The 26,783-nt window shown below is 36.2% G+C and carries 22 protein-coding genes; 21 read left to right on the top strand and 1 reads right to left on the bottom strand.

Annotated features, from left to right (window positions below):
* Positions 1–204 precede the first annotated feature (204 nt).
* From H4J66_RS16615 to H4J66_RS16530, 18 genes are all read left to right on the top strand, one after another.
* Positions 205–1,281, top strand: coding sequence for a Wzz/FepE/Etk N-terminal domain-containing protein (locus H4J66_RS16615; protein WP_182176080.1), 1,077 nt, complete (start codon positions 205–207; stop codon positions 1,279–1,281).
* Positions 1,282–1,295: 14 nt separating this feature from the next.
* The gene (gene wecA, locus H4J66_RS16610; RefSeq protein WP_259369159.1) at positions 1,296–2,327 is read left to right on the top strand and encodes a UDP-N-acetylglucosamine--undecaprenyl-phosphate N-acetylglucosaminephosphotransferase; all 1,032 of its coding nucleotides are present in this window, start codon (positions 1,296–1,298) and stop codon (positions 2,325–2,327) included.
* Between the two features lie 408 nt (positions 2,328–2,735).
* Positions 2,736–3,995, top strand: coding sequence for a UDP-N-acetylglucosamine 1-carboxyvinyltransferase (locus H4J66_RS16605; RefSeq protein WP_182176079.1), 1,260 nt, complete (start codon positions 2,736–2,738; stop codon positions 3,993–3,995).
* Positions 3,985–4,974: a UDP-N-acetylmuramate dehydrogenase gene (murB, locus tag H4J66_RS16600; RefSeq protein ID WP_182176078.1), complete on the top strand. Its 990-nt coding sequence runs from the start codon at positions 3,985–3,987 to the stop codon at positions 4,972–4,974. The genes H4J66_RS16605 and murB overlap by 11 nt, the downstream gene beginning before the upstream one ends.
* A gap of 302 nt (positions 4,975–5,276) precedes the next feature.
* Entirely contained in the window at positions 5,277–6,479 is a 1,203-nt protein-coding gene (locus tag H4J66_RS16595) for a hypothetical protein (protein WP_182176077.1), read from the top strand.
* Complete coding sequence (locus tag H4J66_RS16590) at positions 6,476–7,666, top strand: hypothetical protein (protein ID WP_182176076.1); 1,191 nt, start codon at positions 6,476–6,478, stop codon at positions 7,664–7,666. Before H4J66_RS16595 ends, H4J66_RS16590 begins: the two co-directional genes overlap by 4 nt.
* On the top strand, positions 7,641–8,846 hold the full coding sequence (locus tag H4J66_RS16585) for a glycosyltransferase family 4 protein (RefSeq protein WP_182176075.1): 1,206 nt from the start codon (positions 7,641–7,643) through the stop codon (positions 8,844–8,846). Before H4J66_RS16590 ends, H4J66_RS16585 begins: the two co-directional genes overlap by 26 nt.
* Positions 8,847–8,849: 3 nt before the next feature.
* Positions 8,850–9,890: a DUF1972 domain-containing protein gene (locus H4J66_RS16580; RefSeq protein WP_182176074.1), complete on the top strand. Its 1,041-nt coding sequence runs from the start codon at positions 8,850–8,852 to the stop codon at positions 9,888–9,890.
* Between the two features lie 11 nt (positions 9,891–9,901).
* Complete coding sequence (gene rfbA, locus H4J66_RS16575) at positions 9,902–10,783, top strand: glucose-1-phosphate thymidylyltransferase RfbA (protein ID WP_182176073.1); 882 nt, start codon at positions 9,902–9,904, stop codon at positions 10,781–10,783.
* 54 nt (positions 10,784–10,837) lie between these two features.
* The gene (locus tag H4J66_RS16570) at positions 10,838–12,028 is read left to right on the top strand and encodes a lipopolysaccharide biosynthesis protein (protein ID WP_182176072.1); all 1,191 of its coding nucleotides are present in this window, start codon (positions 10,838–10,840) and stop codon (positions 12,026–12,028) included.
* On the top strand, positions 12,018–13,115 hold the full coding sequence (locus tag H4J66_RS16565) for a hypothetical protein (protein WP_182176071.1): 1,098 nt from the start codon (positions 12,018–12,020) through the stop codon (positions 13,113–13,115). The genes H4J66_RS16570 and H4J66_RS16565 overlap by 11 nt, the downstream gene beginning before the upstream one ends.
* Positions 13,116–13,402: 287 nt before the next feature.
* A complete protein-coding gene (gene rfbC, locus H4J66_RS16560; protein WP_182176070.1) occupies positions 13,403–13,951 on the top strand; it encodes a dTDP-4-dehydrorhamnose 3,5-epimerase in 549 nt (182 codons plus the stop codon).
* Positions 13,952–13,984: 33 nt separating this feature from the next.
* Complete coding sequence (gene rfbD / locus H4J66_RS16555; protein WP_182176069.1) at positions 13,985–14,860, top strand: dTDP-4-dehydrorhamnose reductase; 876 nt, start codon at positions 13,985–13,987, stop codon at positions 14,858–14,860.
* 30 nt (positions 14,861–14,890) lie between these two features.
* Positions 14,891–15,991, top strand: coding sequence for a dTDP-glucose 4,6-dehydratase (rfbB, locus tag H4J66_RS16550; RefSeq protein WP_182176068.1), 1,101 nt, complete (start codon positions 14,891–14,893; stop codon positions 15,989–15,991).
* A 144-nt stretch (positions 15,992–16,135) separates the two neighbouring features.
* Positions 16,136–17,035, top strand: coding sequence for a UTP--glucose-1-phosphate uridylyltransferase GalU (gene galU / locus H4J66_RS16545; protein ID WP_182176067.1), 900 nt, complete (start codon positions 16,136–16,138; stop codon positions 17,033–17,035).
* 433 nt (positions 17,036–17,468) lie between these two features.
* Entirely contained in the window at positions 17,469–19,088 is a 1,620-nt protein-coding gene (gene pgi / locus H4J66_RS16540) for a glucose-6-phosphate isomerase (protein WP_182176066.1), read from the top strand.
* Positions 19,089–19,276: 188 nt separating this feature from the next.
* Positions 19,277–20,806 carry a SulP family inorganic anion transporter gene (locus H4J66_RS16535; RefSeq protein ID WP_182176065.1) on the top strand — a complete coding sequence of 510 codons (1,530 nt, stop codon included), beginning with the start codon at positions 19,277–19,279 and terminating at the stop codon, positions 20,804–20,806.
* Positions 20,807–20,862: 56 nt separating this feature from the next.
* Entirely contained in the window at positions 20,863–21,168 is a 306-nt protein-coding gene (locus H4J66_RS16530) for a DUF1289 domain-containing protein (protein WP_182176064.1), read from the top strand.
* Positions 21,169–21,833: 665 nt separating this feature from the next.
* On the opposite strand, the gene H4J66_RS16525 is transcribed toward H4J66_RS16530, so the two are convergent.
* Positions 21,834–21,986 (bottom strand): hypothetical protein, encoded by a 153-nt coding sequence (locus H4J66_RS16525; protein WP_182176063.1) that lies wholly within the window; start codon positions 21,984–21,986, stop codon positions 21,834–21,836.
* A gap of 308 nt (positions 21,987–22,294) precedes the next feature.
* Here H4J66_RS16525 and H4J66_RS16520 point away from each other — a divergent pair, with 308 nt between their 5' ends.
* The 3 genes from H4J66_RS16520 to H4J66_RS16510 all read left to right on the top strand — a co-directional run bounded on the left by H4J66_RS16520 (position 22,295) and on the right by H4J66_RS16510 (position 26,684).
* A complete protein-coding gene (locus H4J66_RS16520) occupies positions 22,295–23,719 on the top strand; it encodes an amidohydrolase (RefSeq protein WP_182176062.1) in 1,425 nt (474 codons plus the stop codon).
* Positions 23,720–23,730: 11 nt separating this feature from the next.
* Complete coding sequence (locus tag H4J66_RS16515) at positions 23,731–24,999, top strand: amidohydrolase family protein (RefSeq protein WP_182176513.1); 1,269 nt, start codon at positions 23,731–23,733, stop codon at positions 24,997–24,999.
* A gap of 809 nt (positions 25,000–25,808) precedes the next feature.
* On the top strand, positions 25,809–26,684 hold the full coding sequence (locus H4J66_RS16510; protein WP_182176061.1) for a D-hexose-6-phosphate mutarotase: 876 nt from the start codon (positions 25,809–25,811) through the stop codon (positions 26,682–26,684).
* The last annotated feature ends 99 nt before the right edge of the window (positions 26,685–26,783 follow it).

Here is a 26,783-nt window from a genome sequence, read left to right as displayed (position 1 = left end):
GCAAATAACCTGTTATTTTATAATATTTAAGTTAAACGACAAAATTGCATGTAATTAATTATCAATTATTATTAATAGTAATAAAAGTAAAGTAAAAGTTTTATTACAAGAATCTGTTTGCTGACCTTTACATAACTAAATTTAATACAGTATAATCCACATGCTTTAATAGAAAGTGTCATATTGTTATTCAAATAGTTAAGTATGGAAAATCCGCAAGTGCCTAATCAGAATCAACCGAATCAATCGGATCATAATAGTACTCAGCAATCCACTACACCATTTTCTCAAGAAGCGCTTTTGCTTTCTCAGCAAATATCTCAACAAGTTGCCGAAAAGAAAAATTCAGACGACGAAATTGACTTAGTAGAATTATGGCGAGCTATATGGTCTGATAAACTCTTTATTATCGTTATTTCATTTATATTTGCTGTTTTATCTATAACTTTTGCTTTATCAAAACCTGATGTATATAAAGCTTCAATTTTATTATCGCCAGCCTCTTCAGATTCTGCCGGTGGAATGGGTGCCCTTGCCGGACAATTTGGTGGGTTAGCTAGTCTTGCGGGCATTAGCTTAGGTGGCGGTGGAGCTGATAAAACGGCTTTAGCCCTAGAAATTATAAAATCACGTGCTTTTCTTGAAAACTTTATTATTAAACATAATTTGTTAGTGCCATTAATGGCAAGTGAGAGTTGGAATAGGGTAGAAAATACGCTTATTTTGAACGATAAAGTATATGATGTAATTAATAAAAAATGGTTAAGAGAAGTTTCATACCCTAAAAAGTCTGAACCGTCTTCTTGGGAAGCCTACCAAGAACTTTTAAAGTTACTTTCAATTACACAAGATAAATCGACATCGCTAGTAACCATAGATGTTGGGTTCTACTCACCTGAAGTAGCAAAACAATGGTTAATTTGGTTAGTTAGCGACGTTAATAACTTTATGCGTGAAAAAGATGAAAAAGAAGCTCAATCTTCTATTGATTATCTAACGAAACAACTTGAGAAAACAGAAGTTAGTGCGATGGAAACTGTTTTTTATCAATTGATTGAAGAGCAAACAAAAAATATGATGTTAACTAAGGTTTCAGCAGAATATGTCTTGAAAACGATTGACCCAGCTCAAGTACCAGAAAAAAAGTCGGGCCCTAAGCGCGCATTAATTGTAGTGCTAGGTACAATACTAGGTATTATATTGTCGATAATTGTTGTATTGATCAGATACTTTACTAAGAACAATAAATCGACCAAACCAAAGGACAAAAATTTAGCATAAGCTAATATGAAATTATGATGGAAGTATTTATCTCTGCATTTACCGCTTTTTGTTGTGCCTTTATCGCAATTAAGTTCTTTAAACCTGTAGCAATAGAAGTTGGCCTAGTTGACAAACCTAGCGAACGAAAGCTGCATGCCGGACATATTCCGCTTATTGGCGGAATTTCAATCTTTATAGCGGTACTTATGGCTAGTCTTTTGTGGCTTCCTAATACTTTAGAACTTCGTATGTACCTCATTGCCTCAGCAATGATGGTTTTCATCGGTGCGGTAGACGATAAATTTGACTTGAAAGTACGTATTAGAATTATTGGACAGCTTATTGTCGCTAGTCTAATGATTTATGGTGTAGGCGGTTATATTTCAAACTTAGGTAACTTGTTTGGTTTAGGTGACGTAACACTAGGCCCTGTAGGTATTATATTTACCTATGTCGGTATTATTGTTGTTATCAATGCTTTTAATATGGTTGACGGTATTGATGGGTTGATCGGCAGCTTAAGCATTAATACTTTCACTGCTATCGCTATATTATTTATTATGAGTGGACAAAACGATTACGTGAGTTACCCGTTAATACTCGCTACAGCGACTATTCCCTATTTAATTTTTAATTTGGGTTTAGCGTCCAAGGCAAAAAAAATATTCATGGGTGACGCGGGCAGCATGTTTATTGGTTTAAGCGTTATTTGGTTGCTTACGATGGGGACTCAAAATGAAAACGCTTCATTTAGACCTGTAACTGCGCTATGGATTTGTGCTATTCCATTAATGGATATGTTAGCAATAGTTGTACGACGTTATAAAAATGGTAAATCACCTTTCAAGCCAGATAGAGATCACCTTCATCATATACTTCAACGTGTTGGATATAGCTCACGTCAAACTTTGGTTATTATCTCTATATCTGCAGTAGTAATGTCAATAATTGGTTTGGTGGGTGAATATTTTGCCGTACAAGATTTGATTATGCTAACAGGCTTTATATTTATCTTTGCTTGTTATGTACTAGTAATTCGTAAAATAACAAAGTTAAAAAAGTAAAATAGGTAAACCTATTGGCAGAAAGCAGGATTTATTGAAAATACTGTTCAAATCAATATTCTGGTAACTAGACCATCATAAGAAGTAAAAGATTAAGTTTATAATATTGCTATAGGCGATAGAGCGACATTAAACACTTTTTATAGTTCTGTAAATCAGCACTTACTAAAAAAAATGTGCACAACACAGTGCAAACTTATAGAAGCTTCAGAGTTGGCGATGCTCGGTATTCACAGGCCAATATTCCTAATGCACAAAATGTATTAAATTATATACAAAAATATACAAAAATATACAATCCAAGAAGGTATTAATAAAGCGATGCCCCTTATATACCTTTAAACTTTCAAATAAATACTAATTAAAACTTACTTTTAAATTAGTATTTATTAATTATATGTGAACTTTATGACTAATAAAAAATTTGTAATAAAACCAAGTGTTTTAAATGGTGAGGTTTCAGTTTCAGGCGCAAAAAATTCTGTTTTAAAGCTTTTATCTGCATCTTTGTTAACTGATGATGATGTTATTCTTCGGAATTATCCTGCGAGTCTATCAGATGCAGAAATTCATCGACAAATGCTTATTAAATTAGGTAAAGTTTGTACTGTAAACGGTAGTACTCTTCATATTAAAAAAAACAAAGGCTTGCAATCTGATTTAACATGGAACGATCGTTCAATCAGAAGTACCCTTCTAATGCTCGGCAGTATATTAACTCGAAATGGTCATGCAAGTGTCCCGTTACCTGGTGGCTGTAAATTAGGGGAAAGAAAATATGATATTCATGTCTATGTTTTGGAGTCGTTAGGCGCTAAAGTTTGGGGTGATGATGAACGTTTATATGCAAGTTGTGAAGGGCGTTTAAAAGGTGCTGAAATTCACTTGTCTATGCGTTCCACTGGCGCTACAGAAAATGCAATTTTAGCCTCAAGTCTAGCTGAAGGTGTCACCAATATCTGGAACCCTCATATTCGTCCTGAAGTTCTAGATCTAATAGCTATGTTAAATTCGATGGGGGCGAAGATTAAAGTTTTTGGTCAGGAACGAATTGAAGTGCATGGTGTTAAAAAACTGAGCGGTACAAATTATGAAGTGATGCCTGATAACATGGAAGCTTTAACTTGGGCTGTAGGGGCATCAATAACGGGTGGCACAATTAAGATTAATAACTTTCCTTTTGAACATTTAGAAGTTCCCTTAATCTATTTGCGAGAATCTGGCTGCGTTATATTTAAACATGGAACAACTGCAATTATAACTGGTTCAACGCCTTTTCCTTTAGATATTAGTACAGGACCATATCCTGGGATTAATTCTGATATGCAACCAATTTTAGCCGCATACGCCTCCTGTGCACAAGGGATCAGTAATATTGTAGACCTTCGATTTATCGGTCGTTATGCATACGCAGAGCAATTTGAAAAAATGGGTGTTCAAACAGAAATTATTGGGAATATGCTCAAAATAACAGGTAAAGGGAAAGGAGTAATAAATGCTGCTAATGTTATTGCAACCGATTTAAGAGCTGGAATTTCTCTAGCATTGTTAGCTCTTTGCCCTGAAGCAGGTGAAACAACTATCTCAAATGCTTGGCAGATAGAAAGAGGCTACGATAACTTTGTAACTAAGTTTGAAATGCTAGGTGGAAACATTCGTGTTATCTAAAGATATTAAATGGATTGTTAGCACTTTTATTGATTCATCATATGGCGATGTAGAAAGTGATGTTAGTTTAAAAGATTTTTCGTATTGGAAAATCGGTGGGAATATAACAGCCATTTTTTATCCTAACAGTATTGAATCTCTAGTTTTTTTGAGAAAAAACCTTTCAAGGCTAAAAATAAATCATTTATTAGTTGGTAAAACATCTAATATTTTGTTTACCTCATCAGATATAAATGGGGTCTTTGTATGCTTAAGTCGATTCCTCACAGATTGTTACATCGATAATGAAGCTGTCAATGTCTGGGGGGGGGCATCTGTTCCTTGGCTAGCATATAAAGTCGGTTGCAATGGGCTTTCAGGTATAGAACATATCGTAGGTGTCCCAGGTACTATCGGTGGCTTAGTCTATATGAATGGTGGTAGTTTAAGGAAAGCCATTGGTACTAATGTCGAATCTGTTACCGTTATAGACTCTTTAGGCAATATAAAAAATTTAAACAATATCGATTGTAAATTTTCATACCGGCAGTCAACATTTCAGGAAAGAGATGACTGGATTGTCTATGTTAATTTAAAGTTAGGTATGAATGATTCCAAGCTAGTTAAAACAGAAATGCTAAATATTCTTAGAACACGCCGTAAAAAATTTCCCTTAAGGCTGCCTAGTTGTGGTTCTGTGTTTAAAAGTAATGCTATTGCTTACGAAAAAGTGGGTCCACCGGGACTTATTATTGAAAAACTGGGGTTGAAAGGAAAATTTATAGGAGGTGCCCGAATAGCACCAGAACACGGAAACTTTATTGTTAACCATTCCGGTGATGCTTCCTCTAGCGATGTAGCCAAATTAATTGCCGAAATTCAACAACAATCGAACCGTGTTTTTGGGGTGGATTTGGAAACTGAAGCTAAATACTTGGATAGAAACTGCAAACTTCATTGTTTATCAGATTATATCAATGCTAATGGTGTAAATATTTGATATTTAAAGTTGTTCGGTCATAAATTATTTAAAATAATGAGATGGGTATTTTAAATTTCATACAGAGCATTGCAATGGCGCTGAATTTTTTCCCGATTTAAGACGTGTTTTTGTCAGACCTATTGTTTTGTCTCTGAGAATATATTTGTAAAACTAATTATTATGTTAATTAGTTACGCTTCGTTAAGCTTTTATTTTATGATTTTTTACGAAAGTTCAATTTGTAACTCCTATTAGCTTAATAATGGAAAATATTTAATGCTATAAGAGTGGTTATATATTAGTAATACGAAGGAATAAACTTGTTAAATAAACGTAATGAAAATCTATTATGTACCTTTACCTTTAATAAAGGTGTGGGTGGGCATTATTTTAGTATGCTTTCTCTTTTAGATATGGAAGTCTTTAACGGCGCTGATATACTGGAAATTGGATACAATAAAAGTCCAATACTATCTAACTTGAAATCATATAAATTTATTAACTTTTCTTTTTTTAAGTGTATATGGGCATTGCGCGAATTAAAAAGTACATTACTGAATCGTGAGTCAATTAATGTTTTTTGCTTTGATGTTTACTCATACAGTTTAATCAGAATGTTACTTTCAAAAAAATCTAATAATATCACGATAACTCTTGTTAAATGTGGTGGTCCAAACCCTTCACTTTATTATCCTAAGACTGATAACTTGATTTGTTTTTCAAAAGAAAATTATGATTTTTTCAAAAAAAAATCCCCAACGTCATTAGTATCTTTGATACCAAATAGAGTGAGCCGGGAGAAGTTACTAGCTTCTCAAGATAAAGTTCAAGTTTTTGAAGAGTTAATTGGATTAAAAATATTATGTATTGCAAGAATAGGCAATGAATACAAAAATAAATTTTTATTAGCTAATGAACTTAAAAATTCAATATTGAATTTGGGTGATAAGTGTACATTGATTTGTATTGGCTCAATAGATGATAGTTACGTTTTTTCTGAGTTGTATAATACTATCGAAACCAATGTGCTTTGGTTAACTGAAAGTAAATATACTAATAGCGCTTCCAACTATATTAACGCAGTTGATATAGTCATTGGTACAGGTAGAGGCGCGGTCGAATCTCTTTTCTTAAATAAAGTTACTTTTACGCCGGCTAATAATAGCTCTAGATTAGTCAACATAAATGATTCTAACTTTAGTGAATTAGTAAGTAACAACTTCTCTGGTCGTACTTCAATAACAAGTAGCGATGAAACTCTATCTCCCTTAGATTTGGACAAACCAAGTGATAGTGTTGTCGAAAAAACCATCAAGATGTATTCGATCGAATCTGGTACTTTCAAATATGAAACACACATTGAAAAATGTAGAAAAACTAGTGTTGTTACTGTATTGAATAATGTTACTTTTCTTGTATATTTTACATATAGTCTTTTGCGTGATAAAAATGTACTTTTTTCTAAAGCTATCTACCCTTGTCTTAAATTTTTAAATGAAAAAATGCGTTCATTATCAAAATGAATATATCACTTTTTAAATCAGTTTTAATATTCAACACTTTTTATATAGTGATTTTACTATTGGCATGGGGCTTGGGGAATGATAGCGTTAGTAAAGTCATTTCTTTTTTTCCTGTTTTTTTATTGGCTTACTTGCTTCTTTTTAATTGTAAGAAACTACGGTACATTAATAAATCTAAAACAGATTTATTAATAGTAGGTCTTCTCTTCATTGGTTCAACCTTACATGTATTGTTAAGCCCTTATTTTTTATTGTCAGATTTCATTAAGTTTATATTTATATTTCTTGTGTTTTTTATTGCTAAATATGGATTGAATAGATATAAAAAAATTGATCATAAACTTTTTTTTGTACCTATGCTTTTTTTTCCACTAATGTGCTTTTGTGTATATATGTACGATACGCTAATCAAGCACGAGGCTACTAACCCTGTTCTATTCTTTAGTAATAGGAATAATGCAATCGCATACACATTTGTTTGTATTTTTGTTTTGAGTACCTTTACAAAAACTATTAAGAATGGTGTTTTAGCTACACTTATTGTGACAATTTTTTATGGAACATTAGGTGCATTACTTGCTTTTATTGTTGCCTTTTCTTTTACAATGTTTAAATGGTCATTGTCTGCTGCTTTCAAAGTATTAGCTTTGTTATTTTTCGTTTTTTTAATGTTTTTTTATTTGGATTTAGAAATTTTTAAGCGAGTTAGTATTGCAATAAATGGCCTCATTAGCTTTTTTGAGCTTTATTCATTGTCGGATTTGAAACATGTCAAGTTCGGTGAAATCGTTGCTATGCAAGATGGTAGTGATGATGTTTCAATGTTTTTTAGATTAAAGCATTGGGGTGAAATATTAGCCATTTTAATGGATGATTACAGTAACTTGATTTTTGGTTGGGGTATGGGGGCATCCGTTGCATTAACATCGATGTCTTTAGTGCCTCATAATGACTGGCTAAGAGTTTTCTTTGAATTAGGAATATTTAATTTTTTATCTTTTACTTTATTAAATGCCGTTATATTTATTAAGTTAAGAGGGCATGATAAATTTTTAGCTGCTCTTTTTTTAACTTTATGTATTTACATGTTCAGTGAGAATTTAATTAATAATTTTCTCATTACTTCTTTTCTTTATTTTTCGTGTGGTTTATTTTTTAAAAATGAAAATTCTAAATATCGGACATAATCTTTTTGTTGCAGGCGGCTCAGATCGTGTATTAATAGAAACAGGTTTACTTCTCGAGGCTAATGGCCATGAGGTTATTCCCTACTGTGCTGCAAATGAAAATAATATGGCTTCTAAGTATCAGCCTTTTTTTCCTACTTCAATAGATTTTAATAATATAACTCCAAGTTCATTACTTTCTTTTTTTTATAATTTTGAAGCAAAAAAACAATTAATAAAGTTGATTGAAAATCAAAAATCAGAATTTAATGTAGCGCATCTTCACATCTATTACGGTAAATTAACTACCTCTATATTGCATGCCCTTAGTGCTAAGGGCATCCCTATAATTCAATCTTTACATGAATATAAACTAGCATGTCCTATATATACCATGGAACATAAAGGAGATGTTTGTGATGCTTGTATTGGGGGTAATAGACTACCTTGTGTAATTAAAAAATGTAAAAATGATTCAGTAGTACAGTCAGTTATTATGGCATTGGAGTCATCTTTTTCTAGAAGTATGGGGGATATTCGGCATATCGATTTGTTCTTATCAGTAAGTGAGTTTCATAGTACTATTATGGAAAAAGTTGGTATTCCTAAAAGTAAGTTGCATGTACTTCATAACTTTGTAGATACAGACAAGTACAGAACTACAGAGTCACATGATGATTATTATTTATATTTTGGTCGAATTGAGAAACTCAAAGGTATGGATACGCTAATTAATGCATTTAAAAATAGTAATCATAAATTAGTAATTGTAGGTGCTGGAGTATACTTGCCTCATGTTGAGGAATTGATCAGTTCAATAGATAATATTTCTTATGATGGTTTTAAAAACGGGGAAGAATTAATTGATATTATTGCACATGCTAAATGTGTGATTGTGCCTTCAGAATGGTATGAAAATTGCCCCATGAATGTCTTGGAAGCTAAAGCATTAAGCCGACCTGTCATTGGCGCTAATATTGGAGGGATTCCTGAGTTGATAAGAGATGGTGTTGATGGCTATGTTTTTGAACCAGGAAGTGTGCAGGGATTAAAAGATGCCATAGATAAAATTGATAGTCACTTCGCTAGTTTCTCAAGTGAGGCAAGAAAGGATGCTGTTGAAAGATTTTCTAAAGAAGCTTATTACAAAAAATTAGTGAATTTTTATGAGTTAACAATCACCAAGCGAGCGGGGTGTTAGCCTGTGAGTATTTCAATTATTGGTACCGTAGGTGTTCCAGCCTGCTATGGTGGCTTTGAAACCCTAGTTGATAATTTGTTAGATGTTAATGAACAGGATAAAGATATAACTGTTTATTGTTCGTCAAAAAGTTATACGGAACAAGTCTCGAAGTATAAAAATGCCAATCTTCATTACATCTTATTACATGCTAATGGGGTACAAAGTATTCCATATGATATTTGGTCTTTATGTCATTCTGTATGGAAAGGTTCAGATAATATCTTGTTGTTAGGTGTTTCCGGTGCCATTTGCCTGCCATTTATTCGGATATTTTCTAACGTTCGTATTATCACAAATATCGATGGCCTAGAGTGGCAAAGAGAAAAGTGGAATTTCTTGATAAAAAAGTTTTTAAAGTTCTCTGAGAAATTAGCTGTTACATATTCAGATGTTGTTGTTGCAGATAACGCTGCTATTGCTGATTACGTCAAGAATGAGTACAACGTACAATCAGAAGTTATCGCTTATGGCGGTGATCATGCGGTTGTAAATAATTTAAGTACCTCTGATGAAGGTTACGCATTAGCATTATGCAGAATTGAACCTGAAAATAATGTTGAGCTAATACTAGAAGCGTTTAGTCTAACAAGTAAACCACTAAAGTTTATTGGTAATTGGGACAATAGCGATTTCGGTCGTTCAATGAAAGCCAAGTATCAACAATTTAAGAATATTATTATAGTCGATCCTATTTACGATATTAATGTTCTTTTTGATATTCGACAAAAATGTAGCTTTTATGTACATGGCCATTCAGCAGGGGGGACTAACCCTTCTTTAGTTGAGATGATGCACTTTACTAAAAATATCGTTGCATTTTATTGCACTTATAATAAAGCTTCGACTGAGGGGAAGGCAGATTATTTCAGTAATACTGAGGAATTAGTTGAACTGATTGGGAATTTAGGGTCTTTAAATAATGGGTGTATTATGCAAGAAATTGCAGAACGTCGTTATACTTGGAAAATAGTAAAAGATCAGTATTTTAGTTTATTTAAATAAAAGAGGAAATTATGAGAAAAGGAATTATATTAGCCGGTGGTAGTGGAACTCGCCTTTACCCATTAACAAAAGTGGTTAGTAAGCAATTAATGCCTGTTTATGATAAACCTATGGTTTATTATCCGCTATCTACGTTAATGCAGGCAGGTATCAGAGAGATACTTGTTATTTCTACACCCGAAGAAATTCATCGTTTTGAAGAGTTATTAGGTAATGGTGAAAACTTTGGTGTTTCAATCTCCTATCAAACGCAACCTAGCCCAGATGGTCTAGCCCAGGCTTTTACCTTAGCGGAAGAGTTTCTTGACGGTGCAGCCGCAGCATTAGTGCTTGGCGACAATATGTTTTACGGACATGATTTAACTAAATCTTTACAGAATGCTAATGCTCAACTGCGTGGCGGAACTGTGTTCGGTTATCATGTCTCAAACCCACGCTCTTACGGTGTAGTTGAATTTGACGCCTCAGGTAAAGCAGTATCTATAGAAGAAAAACCAGAAGTGCCTAAGTCTAATTACGCAGTTCCTGGTTTGTATTTCTTTGATGATCGTGTGGTTGAATTTGCGAAGAATGTTCAGCCTTCTGCTCGTGGAGAATTAGAAATAACTGATGTTATTGAACAGTACTTAAAAGCTGGTGAATTAAAAGTTGAAATTATGGGACGTGGTACAGCATGGCTTGACACAGGTACTCATGATGATTTACTTGCTGCAGCGAACTTTATTGCTACTATTGAAAAACGCCAAGGCTTAAAAGTTAATTGCCCTGAAGAAGTGGCATTTCACAACGGTTGGCTATCATCTGATAAACTTCGCGAGATAGCAAAACCATTACGTAAAAGTGGTTACGGTGAGTATTTGTTACGATTATTAGATGAAAAGACTTTTTCGTGAAAATTATAAAAACAGCTTATGGTGATTTAATGATTAGTAAGCTGAACATATTCGATGTTTAAGAAAGCGTTCTCTGTATTTTTTAGTAGTGTAGCGTCTAGAGTGATTGTTATTGCCAGCACTCCTGTTGTTGCAGGTTTAGTTGGGCCTAGTACTTTTGGGGCGTTGGCATCTCTCATTGCATATATGACCTTTTTATCACCTTTATTAACATTAAGGTTATGTGTGTTGTTACCTCAACAAATGGATGCTGACCGTGACTATTTTTTTAGTTTAATTGCAACAGTAATAATTTGTTTAACAATACCTTTAGTTTTAGTTACTGCATTTTCAGAAGACTTAAGTTCATTACCTGTTTTGGGCGCTGCATTTTTAGCACTATACCAAACATCTTGTTTAATGGCCCTGAAGCAAGGCCTTTATAAGAAGGTGAATATATTAACTGTACTTCAGACTATGCTGGGGGCTGGGGGGAAAGTAATATGTGCCCAGTTAGGTGGTGGTGTTACTTTGCTATTATTGTTTCACATAGTTCAAAATTCTTTATCTTTTCCATTTCTCTTAGCAGGTCACATAAAACGTGTCAGGCTGAATAAATTCTTGTTAGTAGATGCTAAACGTTTTGTTACCTCAAATAGAAAACTCATTGTGCAGCGAGTACCTGCACAGGTATTGTTGGGTCTAAGCTCTCTGATCCCTATTGCTTTTATAAGTTACCATTTTGGCCAAGAATACGTTGGTTACTGGGGACTTGCTTACGCTTTGATAATGTTACCCTTGGCGGTAGTGACATCATCAGTGTCGCAGGTTTTTTGGATCGAAATTAGCTCCTTAAGGAATGAATTAAATAAATTATCTGTCCTTACCGTTAAGGTGGGAGGCATAGGGTTTTTCCTTTCTTTATTTCTTTACTTTGTTTTTGTATTCTGGGGCGCTGGCATTTTCAGTCTATTTTTTGATGATGAATGGATTATGGCTTTTTCTATTGCAAAAGTACTGATGTTGCTATTACCTTGTTATTTGTCAGGTTCCCACTTAGTACATGTATTGACAGTATTGGAAAAACATAATTATTTTCAATTATTGAATACACTCAGGTTTGCACTACTTGCGCTTCTATGTGGAATTACTTATATCGCGGAAATAGATATTTTACAGTTTGTTAATGGGTTCGTTTTAGTAATGTATATATATTTTTTTGTAAACATATTGATGGTAGTTAAAGGGTTGAAAGATGCGGATTAAAATAGTTATTGCAGGTTATTATTACGGGCGTGAGTTTTATAGTAAAATAAGTGATATTAATAAGACATATGAAGAAGTAAGTGTTTCTATCATATCCCATAAAGTTGCGTCTGACATACCACTAGAAATAATGGCGCTTATTGAATGTCAAGGGTTTGAGCTTCGAATAGAAAATAATGAAGGATGGGATTGGGGGGCGTTCTGTCAATTTGCAAGAACATTAGATCCATTAAGTAGTGATTTTGAATATGTCTTATTTATGCATGATGATACTCTTATTAAAGATATTAGTTTTGTGGATAGATTAATGTCTTTAGCTAGCGATGGGTATGTTGCTATTGGTAATTCTCAGCCAAGAAGAACCGTGGATAACTATGACAAAAAGTATACCAATGAATATGTAGAGTTATTAAGTAAGGGGTTCGAACCAGCGAAAAACTTTCCAGTTTTTAGAGGTTCATTTGTTTTTTTAACTAGAGAATTGGTTTTGGGCGTATTGGCTAAATATGAGTATAAAAAATTGGGTCCGATCGAAAATGCAAATATTAGTTTAAGGCAAGTTGCATCTTTGCTTGGTTTGAAAACAGATGATTGCCATTTATACCATTACTTGGGAGAAAAATATTTAGATTCAGATTTCATTGCTGAGTTTGAAAGAGGAAAAAAACAAGGGGTCAAACAAAGGACGCTTTCAAATCTTAAGTTGTCTTTGTTCGCGGGTAAACGCTTTGCTAGAATATGTCTAGAAAAGACAGGATTCTTTGCTGAATTACCTAACAATAAAATAAGTAATGACTTATTTATAAATATTTCAGATTCATATTATTTTAATGGATTTCTAAATATTGGAAGTAATACGGGTTTTGACTTGAAGAATTTAAGTTTGATTAAATGGTCCTCTCTCAGTAATCCTTGCATATATATTTATTTGGATTACAGTATGAAAAACTTGCTACCAACTATTAATAATTATGCTGGAAAAAGCAAGATATACCTTTATACAGATGACTTAAAGTGTCCTTATCCATCCAAACGTAAGAAAAGTTTGGGTCGCTTATTTAAAAATAAAACAATATTTAGAATATAGTCAGAATTGATACCGCCATTTTTAACTTGTACTTCAAAATTACAGTGGATTTTCTGTAACGACCAATTTTAATTGATATTTTTAATCAGTATTCGAATTCAAGGCCGTTTTACAATTTATTATAGACATCGTCATTTTTTCGATCTTTTGTTAAATAGCTCTTCTGATAAATAAATTCAGGAAGATATAGCATTGGTGTTTTAAGTGTTTTACCGTATATCCTCAGAGTAATTAAACAGTTGCTTTTTATTGCTTGTGAGTTGATTTTATTATTTTATGGAGTTTTAGTGAATATTATTGAAACAAGCATCCCAGATGTAAAAATTATTGAACCAAAAGTATTTGGTGATGAACGCGGTTTTTTCTTAGAAACTTTCCGTGTTGATTGGTTCAAAGCCAATGTAGCTGATGTTACTTTTGTACAAGACAACCACAGTAAATCATCACAGGGTATTCTTCGTGGTTTACACTACCAACTGAAAAATACTCAGGGTAAATTAGTGCGCGTTACTTCTGGTGAGGTTTATGATGTTGCGGTTGATATGCGAAAGTCATCTCCTACTTACGGACAACACGTAGGTGTTATTCTTTCAGGTGAAAATAAACGCCAGCTTTGGGTGCCAGAAGGTTTTGCTCATGGTTTTTACGTGAGGAGTGAATCAGCAGAGTTTGTTTATAAATGTACTGATTATTATGCTCCAGAGCATGAAGTATCATTATTATGGAATGACCCAGCATTAAATATTCAGTGGACACTAGTGGATGAAATTTTACCTTCGTTATCAGCAAAAGATGAAGTCGGATTATTGTTTAAAGACGCACCTTCTTTTTCATAACTTCAGTATTATAGAACGGATAGATCAAACGTTATGAAAATAATTGTTATAGGTAAGTCAGGTCAATTAGCCTGGGAGTTAAGCCAACTTTCATCGGTTAAGCATGAAATTGTTTGTTTAGGCCGAAAGGATATCAACCTTAATGAGCTTTTATCGGTTAGTGAAACTTTAAAAATTCATAAAGCTGAAGCTATTATTAACGCTTCAGCTTATACCGCTGTAGATAAAGCAGAAAGTGATATTGATAATGCATATGAACTTAATGCGAAAGCGGTAGGGCATTTAGCACAAGCGTGTAAATTGTTATCTCTGCCATTGGTTCATATATCTACAGATTTCGTTTTCCATGGTGATAAAGGCGCTCCTTATCTACCGAATGACGAAATTAATCCATTAGGTGTTTATGGTGCTAGTAAAGCAGAAGGTGAGCAGTTAATTACTGATATCTACCCTAGTAATAGCGCTATTATTAGAACCTCTTGGGTCTATTCCACGCATGGTAATAACTTTGTGAAAACTATGCTGAACTTTATGAATACTAAACCTGAACTTGGCATTATTAGTGACCAAATAGGATCGCCAACCTATGCGAAGGGATTAGCTGAAGCTTGTATTCATGCTCTGGAAAATAAATTAGTAGGTATTCATCATTATACTGACACCGGTGTTGCTAGCTGGTTTGATTTTGCTGTGGCGATACAATCGATTGGTTTCGATTTAGGTTTGTTAGATAAAAAAATTCCGATTAAGCCCATTTCAACTTCGCAGTATCCAACACCTGCTGCACGACCACATTACAGTGTTTTAGACAAATCTAGTTTAGTTAACGCTTTACCCGAACTTTCTTTCGTACATTGGCAAACTCAATTACAAACTATGATGAAAGCCTTAAAGGCTGATCAGTCTTAAGTTTATATATTAAATTTTTAGAGAATTATTATGAAAAAATTATTAGTTACAGGCGGTGCAGGTTTTATAGGTGCTAATTTTGTTCATTATTGGATGAATAAATACTCAGCAGATAAAATCGTCGTACTAGATGCATTAACTTACGCAGGTAATATCGCCAATTTAGACTGTGTGAAAGATGAAGGTAACTTTACCTTTGTGCACGGTAATATTTGTGACCAAGCGTTAATTGAAACGTTATTAGTTGAGCATAGTATTGATACTCTAGTTCACTTTGCCGCAGAGTCACATGTTGATCGTTCTATTACAGGTCCTGATGCGTTTATAGAAACTAATATTTTAGGTACTTACAGCTTATTAAAAGCAGCTAAAAAAGTTTGGTTAGACGGTGAGAGTATATTAGAAGGTCATCGTTTTCATCATGTATCTACCGATGAAGTTTATGGCACATTAACGCCTACTGAAGCACCTTTTACTGAAAATACGGCTTATGCACCTAATTCTCCTTATTCTGCGAGTAAAGCCGCAAGTGACCATTTAGTACGTGCTTATCACCATACATATGGTTTAAATGTTACGACCAGTAATTGTTCAAATAACTATGGATCATTTCATTTCCCTGAGAAATTAATTCCATTGGTTATTACTAATATCCTTCTTGATAAAGCTTTACCTATTTATGGTGATGGACAGCAAATACGCGATTGGTTATATGTTGAAGATCATGCTTATGGGATCGATTTAGTACTTCAAAATGGCAGAATTGGTGAAAACTACAACATTGGCGGTAATAATGAGTGGGCCAATATTGATATTGTTAAAACTATTTCTAAATTAGTTGAACAAGAATTTGTTAAAAACTCTGATTTAGCTACTCGCTTTCCTGCTGCTAGAGCTGCGATTGAGCAAAATACTGAGTCTTTGATTACTTACGTAAAAGACCGTCCAGGACATGATCTTCGTTATGCTATTGATGCGACTAAAACGAATGAAGAATTAGGATATGTACCTAAAGAAAGTTTTGATACGGGCATTGCTAAAACTGTTCAGTGGTATTTAAACAATGAGTCTTGGTGGCAAAGTGTTATGGATGGTTCATACCAAAACTGGATTGCATCTCAATACGAATAAGTGCTAAACATTCAAATTTATTAGCAATAAAACGATATCAATTGATATCGTTTTTGCATTTTAATAGAAAAAAAATTATTTTTGACCGTGACAATTGATAAGAGTCTCTTTAATATTAGCTATCATAAAAATTTAGGGACGAAAATGACAAATAAAATAACAAAAGCGGTAATTCCAGTAGCGGGTCTTGGTACTCGTATGTTGCCAGCAACTAAAGCAATTCCCAAAGAAATGCTGCCAATTGTAGACAAGCCGATGATTCAATATATAGTTAATGAATGTGTTGCGGCAGGTATTAAAGAAATTGTGCTAGTTACCCATTCTTCAAAAAACGCCATTGAAAATCATTTTGATAAATCTTTTGAACTTGAAACTACTTTAGAAAATCGTGTAAAGCGTCAGTTGCTTGAAGAGATTCAAGCGATTTGCCCGAAAGACGTTACCATACTGCATGTTCGTCAAGGTGAAGCGAAAGGCTTAGGTCATGCTGTATTAAAGGCACGTCCTATTATTGGCAACGAACCTTTTGTTGTGGTACTTCCTGATGTTATTTTAGATGATGCTACGGCCGATTTGAAAACCGAAAATTTAGCGGCGATGTTAACGCGTTATAACGAAGTTGGTGGCTACAGCCAAATTATGGTTGAACCTGTGCCAATGGAGCAAGTCAGTAGTTATGGTGTGGTTGATTGTGGTGGTGTTGACCTTGCCCCTGGTGAGTCAAAAACTATGACGGCTATTGTTGAAAAACCAGCGATGGAAGACGCGCCATCAAACTTAGCTGTTGTTGGTCGCTATGTACTTTCTGAGAAAATTTGGGATTTATTAAAGTTAACACCTCCAGGTGCTGGTGATGAAATTCAATTAACTGACGCTATTGCGATGTTAATGGAAAAAGAAACGGTTGAAGCTTTCCATATGACAGGCAAATCACATGACTGTGGTTCTAAACTAGGCTATATGAAAGCGAATGTTGAATACGGTTTACGCCACCCAGAATTAGCTGATGATTTCAGAGCATATTTAACCGACTTGATGAAGTAACAACTATTTTTGTACTCTTTTGTACTTTTGCAGTTTGTACTTTAACATTTTTGCATTTTCGTCGTCATGCTGAATTTATTTCAGTATCTGGTCTTTGTTGTTGTAAGTACAGATCCTGAAACAAGTTCAGGATGACGGAGTAGTGTTCAGGATGGCGTTGATGTTATCAGGTTGACGGTTATCCCGCAGGATGATGGTGTTGGTATCAGAGAGTCGGTGATCGTTTAGCACTTCTTTCGTCATGCTGAATTTATTTCAGTATCTGGTCTTTGTTGTTGCAAGTACAGATCCTGAAACAAGTTCAGGATGACGGTGTTGTTTTGAGGATGACGGTGATGTGTTGAGGATGACGTTTATCCTACAGAATAACGGTGTTGGTATCAGCATGACGAGCCTTCACCTATTTTAAATTTACTATAAGAAAAGTCTACATATGGATATATCTTCTTTATCAGCGCTTTCAAAAGCGGCTAAGTCTCGGGCAATTATTTCATTATTCTCTACTGACCAAAGCCGTGTTGATCAATACTCAACTAGCAATGCCGGTCTATACCTCGACTTCTCTAAACAAAACATTAACGCAACAGAACTTAATCAGCTTTTTGACTTAGCAGAAAAATCTGATTTAGCTGAAAAAATTAACGCGCAGTTCTGTGGTGAGGTTATCAATAACACTGAAAAACGTGCCGTGCTTCATACCGTTCTTCGTGCCCCAGATGAAAAAAAACAAGCAATATTAGGTGCACAAGCTGACGAAGTTATTGCCACTGAGCAGCACATGGCCGACATCGTTAATGATATTAGCTCGGGAAGGTTACTTTCAGCTTCTGGTGAAAAGTTTACTGATATTATCGCTATTGGTATTGGTGGCTCTTATTACGGTATTAAAGTAGCGCTTTCTGCATTAAATACTTTTCATACCACTGGCTTGAATGCCCATGTTATTGCCAATGTTGACGGTGCTGCCGTTGAAGAGAAATTCGCTAAGCTGAATGTTAATAATACCTTGGTTGTTGTTATTTCTAAAACCTTTACCACCCAAGAAACTTTGCTTAACGCATTAGCGGTTAAAAACTGGATGCTCAAATATTCTTCTGATACTGACATTATTGAAAAACAGTGGTTTGCAGTTAGCACCAATATAGTTAAAGCAACTGAGTTTGGTGTTTTAGAAAAAAACATTCTACCCATGTGGGATTGGGTGGGTGGCCGTTTTTCTCTTTGGTCTGCTGTTGGTTTACCGCTGGCTTTAGTGATTGGTAATGAAAATTTTAATAAGTTGAAGCAGGGCGCTTATCAAATGGACCAGCATTTTCAAAATGCTCCCTTTGAGCAGAATATGCCGGTGTTAATGGCACTGCTTGGTATTTGGAATCGTAATGCTTTGCAGTATTCAAGCCTTGCTATTTTACCGTACGACCATTCTTTGCGGGCTTTACCCGGTTATCTACAACAAACAGATATGGAAAGTAATGGTAAGTCGGTGTCTAATACTGGCGAGAAGTTAGCGTGGCAAACCGCCCCCACTGTTTTTGGTCAAGAGGGGACGAATGGTCAGCATGCTTTTATGCAATTAATGCATCAAAGCGATGACATTATTCCTACCGACTTTATTGTATGTTTAAAAGGCGCGAGCCATTTACCTGAACATCATCAAGTATTAGTAGCTAATTGTTTTGCGCAAAGTGAAGCGTTAATGCGCGGTAAAACCTTAGCAGAAGTTGAAGGTGAACTTGACGCTGCAGGCTTAACACCTGACGAAATTTCTACACTTGCGCCACATAAAACCATGAAAGGTAATACACCCAGTAACACCTTATTACTTGAAGAAATGACACCCGAAAATTTAGGGGCATTACTTGCACTTTACGAGCATAAAATTTTTGTACAAGGTGTTATTTGGCAGTTAAATTCTTTTGACCAATGGGGTGTTGAATTAGGCAAACAATTAGGCAACAGTATTTTATCAGCAATCAATGGTGGCGAAATGTCAATGCTGTCAGCTTCAAGTCAAAATCTAATCAAACGTTTTAATAGTTCTACTAATAAGTAGCATTGAAATATGAACAATAACTAGTCATAAAAGTGGCTAGTTATTGACTTTTTCATGGCAAATCTATAGTATTCCCGCGCTTTTACCTTGATATACCCTCAAATAAGTCAATTAACACTTCTTGTTAAGTTTTCCTATTATTAGGACGTTGTCAGGTTACACCCCACTATCCATAAAATGAGAGTGCAATGTTCGAATTACATGCCAGTAAAGTTTCTAACCTGAAGAACGATGTTCTTTCAGGACTTACCGTCGCCTTAGCGCTAGTGCCCGAAGCTGTTGCTTTTGCATTTGTTGCTGGTGTTGACCCTCTTGTTGGTTTATATGCTGCTTTTATGGTGGGTTTAATTACCTCTGTTTTCGGTGGACGCCCTGGCATGATTTCTGGTGCAACCGGCGCTATGGCTGTTGTGATGGTGAGTCTAGTGGCTATTCATGGTGTTGAGTATTTATTCGCTACGGTGGTATTAACAGGCTTACTGCAAATTCTTGCTGGTATCTTTAAACTGGGTAAGTTTATCCGCTTAGTACCCCATCCCGTTATGCTTGGCTTTGTTAATGGTTTAGCTATCGTTATATTTTTAGCTCAGCTTGGTCAATTCAAATTTACTAATGACGCGGGTGAATTAGAATGGATGCAAGGAGCACCTCTTTATACTATGGCAGGGTTAATTCTTTTAACCATGGCAATTATACATTTTTTCCCTAAGTTAACTAAAGCGGTACCGTCAACATTGGTCGCGATAGTTGCTGTGTCATTCTTAGTTTTCGGCCTTAACCTCGATACTAAGTTAGTAGGTGATGTTGCCTCTATCGCCGGCGGATTACCAACATTTAGCATACCTAGCGTACCGTTTGATTTAGAAATGTTAAAAATCATCTTTCCATTCGCTATCGTATTAGCAGCGATTGGCTTAATTGAATCATTATTAACGCTAACCCTTATTGATGAGTTAACCGGTACTCGTGGCCGTGGTAACCAAGAATGTATTGCACAGGGTGCAGCAAATACTGTTACGGGTTTCTTTGGTGGTATGGGTGGTTGTGCAATGATTGGTCAATCAATGATCAACGTGAACTCGGGTGGTCGAGGTCGAGCATCAGGCATTACTGCAGCACTAGCATTACTTGGCTTTATTTTATTTGCCTCAGGGTTAATTGAACAAATCCCTCTAGCGGCCTTAGTCGGCGTTATGTTTATTGTTGTTATTGGTACCTTTGAATGGTCGAGTTTCCGTATTTTAGGCAAAGTGCCTAAAGCTGATGCCTTTGTGATAATTCTTGTCTCAGGTGTGACTGTTTATTCAGATCTTGCTATTGCTGTTGTTGTTGGTGTTATTGTCTCAGCGTTAGTGTTTGCTTGGGAACACGCCAAACACGTTACTGTCCATCGCTCTACTAACGAGCATGGCTCAACCGTTTATGATGTTAAAGGGCCGTTGTTTTTTGGGTCGGTTTCAAACTTTTTAGAGCAGTTTGATATGGATGAAGCAAGTAGCGACATTATCGTTGAATTTAAAAATTCACGCGTTGTTGACCATTCTGCTATCGAAGCAATTGATACCTTAGCTGACCGTTACTTGTCACGTGGCAAAACCATGCACTTAAGACATTTAAGCAGTGAATGTACAAAGTTATTGACCAAAGCGGGTAGTCTAGTTGAAATCAACGTGATTGAAGACCCTGACTATCATATTGCTACTGATAAATTAGACTAATATGATACAAGCCTATACATTATGTATAGGCTTTTTAAGTTTGGCCGAAGGTTTTTATGCAATTAGAGTTTTTTGATGTTCCCAGCCCCTGTGTGGGTGTGTGTCAGTCTGATGAAAAAGGCAATTGTCTTGGCTGCTACCGTACGCGTGAAGAACGCCAAACGTGGATAAACTTAACGTCTGATAACAAACAAAAAGTAGTTAAACGCTGCTTACAACGCAAAAAACGTAAAAATGCCAAACCGAAAGTCAAAGTTATTCCTACTCTAATAGAAACGCAGCAGCCTTTGTTACTTGAACCCCAACCAAAAGCAAAGCCAGATCCCTCAACAGATCTTGATTTTGGTGACTTTGAACTCTAAGACTACCATTCTCAACAGACTCTTGAGTCCTGAAAATACTCTGTCATCCTGAACTTGTTTCAGGATCTGTACTTGCTCTACAAAGACCAGATACTGAAATAAATTCAGCATGACGGCATGAGAGTGAGTAAATACGAATAATAAATAAACCACTGTCCGTCATCCTGAATACTACTCCGTCATCCTGAACTTGCTCTACAAAGACCAGATACTGAAATAAATTCAGCATGACGGCATGGGAGTGAGAAAATGCGAATAATAAACAAACCACTCCCCGTCATCCGGAATACTACTCCGTCATCCTGAACTTGTTTCAGGATCTGTACTTGCTCTACAAAGACCAGATACTGAAATAAATTCAGCATGACGGCATGGGAGTGAGAAAATGCGAATAATAAACAAACCACTCTCCGTCATCCTGAACTTGTTTCAGGATCTGTACTTGCTCTACAAAGACCAGATACTGAAATAAATTCAGCATGACGACACGGGAGTGAGAAAATACGAATAATAAACAAAACACTCTCCGTCATCCTGAACTTGTTTCAGGATCTGTACTTGCTCTACAAAGACCAGATACTGAAATAAATTCAGCATGACGACATGAGAGTGAGAAAATACGAATAATAAACAAAACACTCTCTGTAATCCTGAATACTACTCCGTCATCCTGAACTTGTTTCAGGATCTGTACTTGCTCTACAAAAACCAGATACTGAAATAAATTCAGCATGACGACATGAGAGTGCGCGAAGACCAGATACTGAAATAAATTCAGCATGACGACATGAGAGTGAGAAAATACGAATAATAAACAAAACACTCTCCGTAATCCTGAATACTACTCCGTCATCCTGAACTTGTTTCAGGATCTGTACTTGCTCTACAAAAACCAGATACTGAAATAAATTCAGCATGACGGCAAGAGAGTGAGCAAAATCCAAAAGGCAAATTATCTATGTGCTTTTAATCTCGGAAATACTTTTATTCACTTGCTTCATTCTCCATTCACCTTAAATGTGTAACCATTTAACGTAATTGGTTAAGGTTCACTTGCTGTATTGTTCAAATCATTTTATTGTTATCCGTCATAACCCAAAATAATAATCCGCACAGGAAGCATTAAATGCATATCAAGCAAAGCATCGCGCCTACGTTGTTGGCGCTTAGCGTATCACTCGCGCTATCTGGCTGTTTAGAGTCTGAGCAGCAAGACCCAAAAGTATCTATTAATAAAAACCCTTATCCGAGTACTTATCAACCTCTACCTAAGCAAACAACATTAATCAAAAATACCACGGTATTAATTGGTAATGGTGAGCGTTTTGATAATGCTGATGTATTGATGACTGATGGAAAAATATCTCAAGTGGGCAAAAACTTGTCCGCTGTGGGTGCTGTCGAAATTGATGGAACTGATAAGTGGGTTACGCCTGGTGTTATCGATGTGCATTCGCATTTAGGGGTTTATCCAAGCCCGTCGGCTGAGTCACATTCAGACGGTAATGAAATGAGTTCGCCCAATACCTCTGAAGTTTGGTCTGAACATAGTATTTGGCCACAAGATCCTGGTTTTAATGCTGCCCGCGCGGGTGGTGTTACTACAATGCAAATTTTACCTGGCTCTGCTAATTTATTTGGTGGCCGTGGTGTAACGCTTCGTAATGTATCAAGCCACACGATGCAAGGCATGAAATTTCCAGAAGCGCCTTATGGTTTAAAAATGGCTTGTGGTGAAAACCCTAAACGTGTTTACGGTAGCCGTAAAATATTACCCTCAACTCGTATGGGCAACATGGCAGGTTACCGCATGGCTTGGGCCGAAGCGACTGAGTATAAACATGCCTGGGAAAAATATGACCGTGACTACGAAGCGGGGAAAAATCCTTTAGCGCCAGCACGAGATTTAGAGCTTGATACCCTTCGTGGCGTACTTGATGGTGAAATTTTAATTCATAACCATTGTTACAAAGCTGAAGAAATGGCGATGATGATTGATCTGGGTAAAGAGTTTAATTACCCGTCAGGGACTTTTCATCATGCGATTGAAGGTTACAAAATTGCTGACTTATTAGCTGAAAATGGAAACTGTGCAGCCATGTGGCCTGATTGGTGGGGTTTCAAAATGGAAGCTTACGACATGATCCACGAAAACGTTGCGGTTGTTAACGCGGTGAAAAACTCTTGTGCGATTGTTCACTCAGACTCAAACAGTACTATTCAGCGTTTAAACCAAGAAGCAGGTAAAGTCATGTACCGTGCTAACGAGAATGGTTTTGCCTTAAAACCAGCAGAAGCTATTCGTTGGATCACTTTAAATGCAGCTAAATCTTTAGGTATTGATGATAAAACCGGTAGTTTAGAAGTGGGTAAAAATGCGGATGTAGTGCTTTGGAATCAAAGTCCTTTCAGCGTTTATGCACAAGCTGAACAAGTATTTGTTGATGGTGCAAAAGTGTATGACCGTTTTGATGATAAATACCAAGCAACAAGTGACTTTATGTTAGGGCAAGCTGAAGTTCCGGCTTTACCTAAAAAGGGAGGGCAGTAATCATGAAAAAAATTAAGCTATTTAAAGCCTCGTTAGTCGCACTTGCTTTAGCAGCAATAAGCCATGCTAACGCAGAAAGTTTAGCAATAACCAATGCCACTATTCATACGGTTACTGAACAGGGTGTTTTAAAAAATGCCACGGTTGTTATTGATGACGGAAAAATTATTGCGATTAACCCTGAAAAAATTGATGCTGATGTAACCTTCGATGCGATGGGGAAAATATTGACACCGGGTTTAATTGGTTCAATGAATACATTAGGTTTGGTTGAGGTAAATGCGGTATCAAGAACACGTGATGCTAGTGATAAAAAAGCAGACATTACTTTTGATGCATCAATCGCCTTTAATCCCCGCTCAACGGTTGTGCCTTATACACGCAAAGGTGGTATCACCAGTAACGTTTCAGTGCCTAGCGGTGGCGATAGTATGTTCAAAGGGCAAACCTTTGTAACAGACCTCTCCGGCGAATTTGACAGTGTTTACCTTAAAGAAAATGCCGTCATTATAGATCTTGGTGCTAAAAGCAGTGGTTCACGCGCTCTAAACTTACAAAAACTACGCTATACGCTTGAAGACGCCCAAAAAGCCTTAACCAAAGCTGCTGAAGACGCTAAAACAGCGAAAAAAGACAAAAAGGCTGACGACAAGCAAAAAGAACCGAAAGAACTAAAGCGTGATGAAAAAATTATCAATGCCTTATTAGCCGGTGATAAACCGCTTGTAGCTTATGCCGACCGCGCCACAGACTTACTCGAATTACTGAAATTAAAAGCTGAGTTTAATCTTGATTTAGTGATTGCTGGCGGTGCTGATGCGATATTAATTACCGAGCAATTAGCTGCAGCGAAAGTCCCAGTTATATTTGGCGCTTTAGATAACTTACCGAGTAGTTTTGATTCGCTGCATTCATCATTAGACAATACGGCGAAATTAACTCAAGCCGGTATCAATGTTGCTTTAGCGATAAACGACGCACATAACTTATATCAGCTTCGTTTCGAAGCAGGTAATGCAATTGCTAATGGTTTAACTAAAGACCAAGCACTTGCGGCTGTTACTGCCAATGTTGCCGATGCTTTTAACATTAATGCGGGTCGAATTGCCGTTGGTAAAAAAGCCGACTTGGTTTTATGGAGTGCTGACCCTTTCGAGCTTAGTACGAAAGTAGATAAAATGTGGATTAACGGCAAAGAAGTCTCAACACAGAGTCGTCAAGATGAGTTACGTAAGCGTTATACCACTGACAGTGATATGCCAAGAGGTTACACGAAGTAACCTTTATTGGCAGTTTGCTATTAGATAGCGAAAGGCATTAAACGATAATTCGTTTAATGCCTTTTTTTTGCGCTTTGTTGTTTAGCACCATTACCGTGATGCTGAATTGATTTCTCTAGTCGTCATGCTGAATTTATTTCAGTATCTGGTCTTTGTGGTTGTAAGTACAGATCCTGAAACAAGTTCAGGATGACGGTGTTGGTATCTGGGAGTCGGAGAGTGGTATTAGGATGACGGTGTTGGTATCTGGGACTCAATAATTCTTTTGTATTTTTGCCGTCATGCTGAATTTATTTCAGTATCTGGTCTTTGTTATTGCAAGTACAGATCCTGAAACAAGTTCAGGATGACGGGGTTGGTATCAGGGAGTCGGAGAGTGGTATCAGGACGACGGTGATGGTATCTGGGAGTCGGTAATCGTGTAGCCTTTTTGTCGTCATGCTGAATTTATTTCAGTATCTGGTCTTTGTTGTTGTAAGTACAGATCCTGAAACAAGTTCAGGATGACGGAGGGTGGGTTGCTTATTATTCGTATTTTCTCACTCCTTGTCGTCATGCTGAATTTATTTCAGTATCTGGTCTTTGTGGTTATAAGTACAGATCCTGAAACAAGTTCAGGATGACGGAGATGGCATCAGGGAGTCGGACAATGGTATTAGGATGACGGGGTTGGTATCAGGGAGTCGGAGATTGTATCAGGATGACGGAGTAGTATTCAGGATAACAGTTATTTGTATTCAGGATGACGGTTATTTATTTTATCGTTATAATGATTTATTTATTACTTTTTAAATACCGCTTGGGGTTGTATGTCATCAATTATTGCTGAAAATGAATTTGGTCAAATTAAGCAAGTTTCGCTTACCGATCAGATAAATGCACTAGAAATTATCCATAATACTTGTACCGCAAAAATAAGTTTATATGGTGGTCATGTTCTCGCTTGGCAACCGGCTAACCAAAAGCCAGTATTTTGGCTAAGTGATGACGTTATTTTTGAACAAGGAACGCCTATTAGAGGTGGGATCCCTTTATGTTGGCCATGGTTTGGTCCATATCAAGCACCTAGCGGTGAAAAAGCGGGTAATCATGGTTTTGCTCGTCAACGAAATTGGCAACTTGATGACGTGATCGTTGCTAAAGACAGGGTTACGGTAACTTTATCTTTGTCTGGAGAAAATGAGCATCAATTATGGCCTCATCAATACCAATTAAAGCAGCAGTTGATTTTTTCTGATCAATTTGAACAAAAATTATTTATCAGTAATTTATCATCCAAGGCGTTTGAATATTCAGCGGCATTACACAGTTACTTTGCCGTTAGTACACCAGAAAATATTACGGTAGCGCCGTTAGCTGAGTTTCCCTTTGATGACAAAGTTACGGGTAAAGAGCAGCAGCTTGCTGCTTTAGAAAATTGTCTGGGTGAAGTCGATCGTATTTATTACACTAATCAACAATGCTTAATCGAAGATAAACAATGGCAAAGAACGCTTACAGTATCGTCAACAAATTGTCAGCAGTGGGTTTTATGGAATCCCGGCGTTGAGGTTGCTCAGCGAATGAAGGATCTTCATGTTGGCGCTGAAAAGGAATTTGTTTGTTTAGAGGCAGCTAATACTGACAGGCTAGTTGTCCAAGCGAATGAGACCGTGATGATCGGGCAGAAAGTCACGCTAACATAAACACATCAAAAACAGCACTCAATTTAAGCCACTAGACTTTGTCGCTATTATCCTTTATCTTTTGATGATTAATTAACAGGTAATACCAGTTAGTATTAC

The sequence above is a fragment of the Colwellia sp. MB3u-55 genome, from assembly GCF_014076785.1.
Taxonomy (GTDB): Bacteria; Pseudomonadota; Gammaproteobacteria; order Enterobacterales; family Alteromonadaceae; genus Colwellia_A.
The sequence above is the reverse complement of the archived record's forward strand: the minus strand, read 5'-3'. Positions and strand labels throughout refer to the sequence as shown.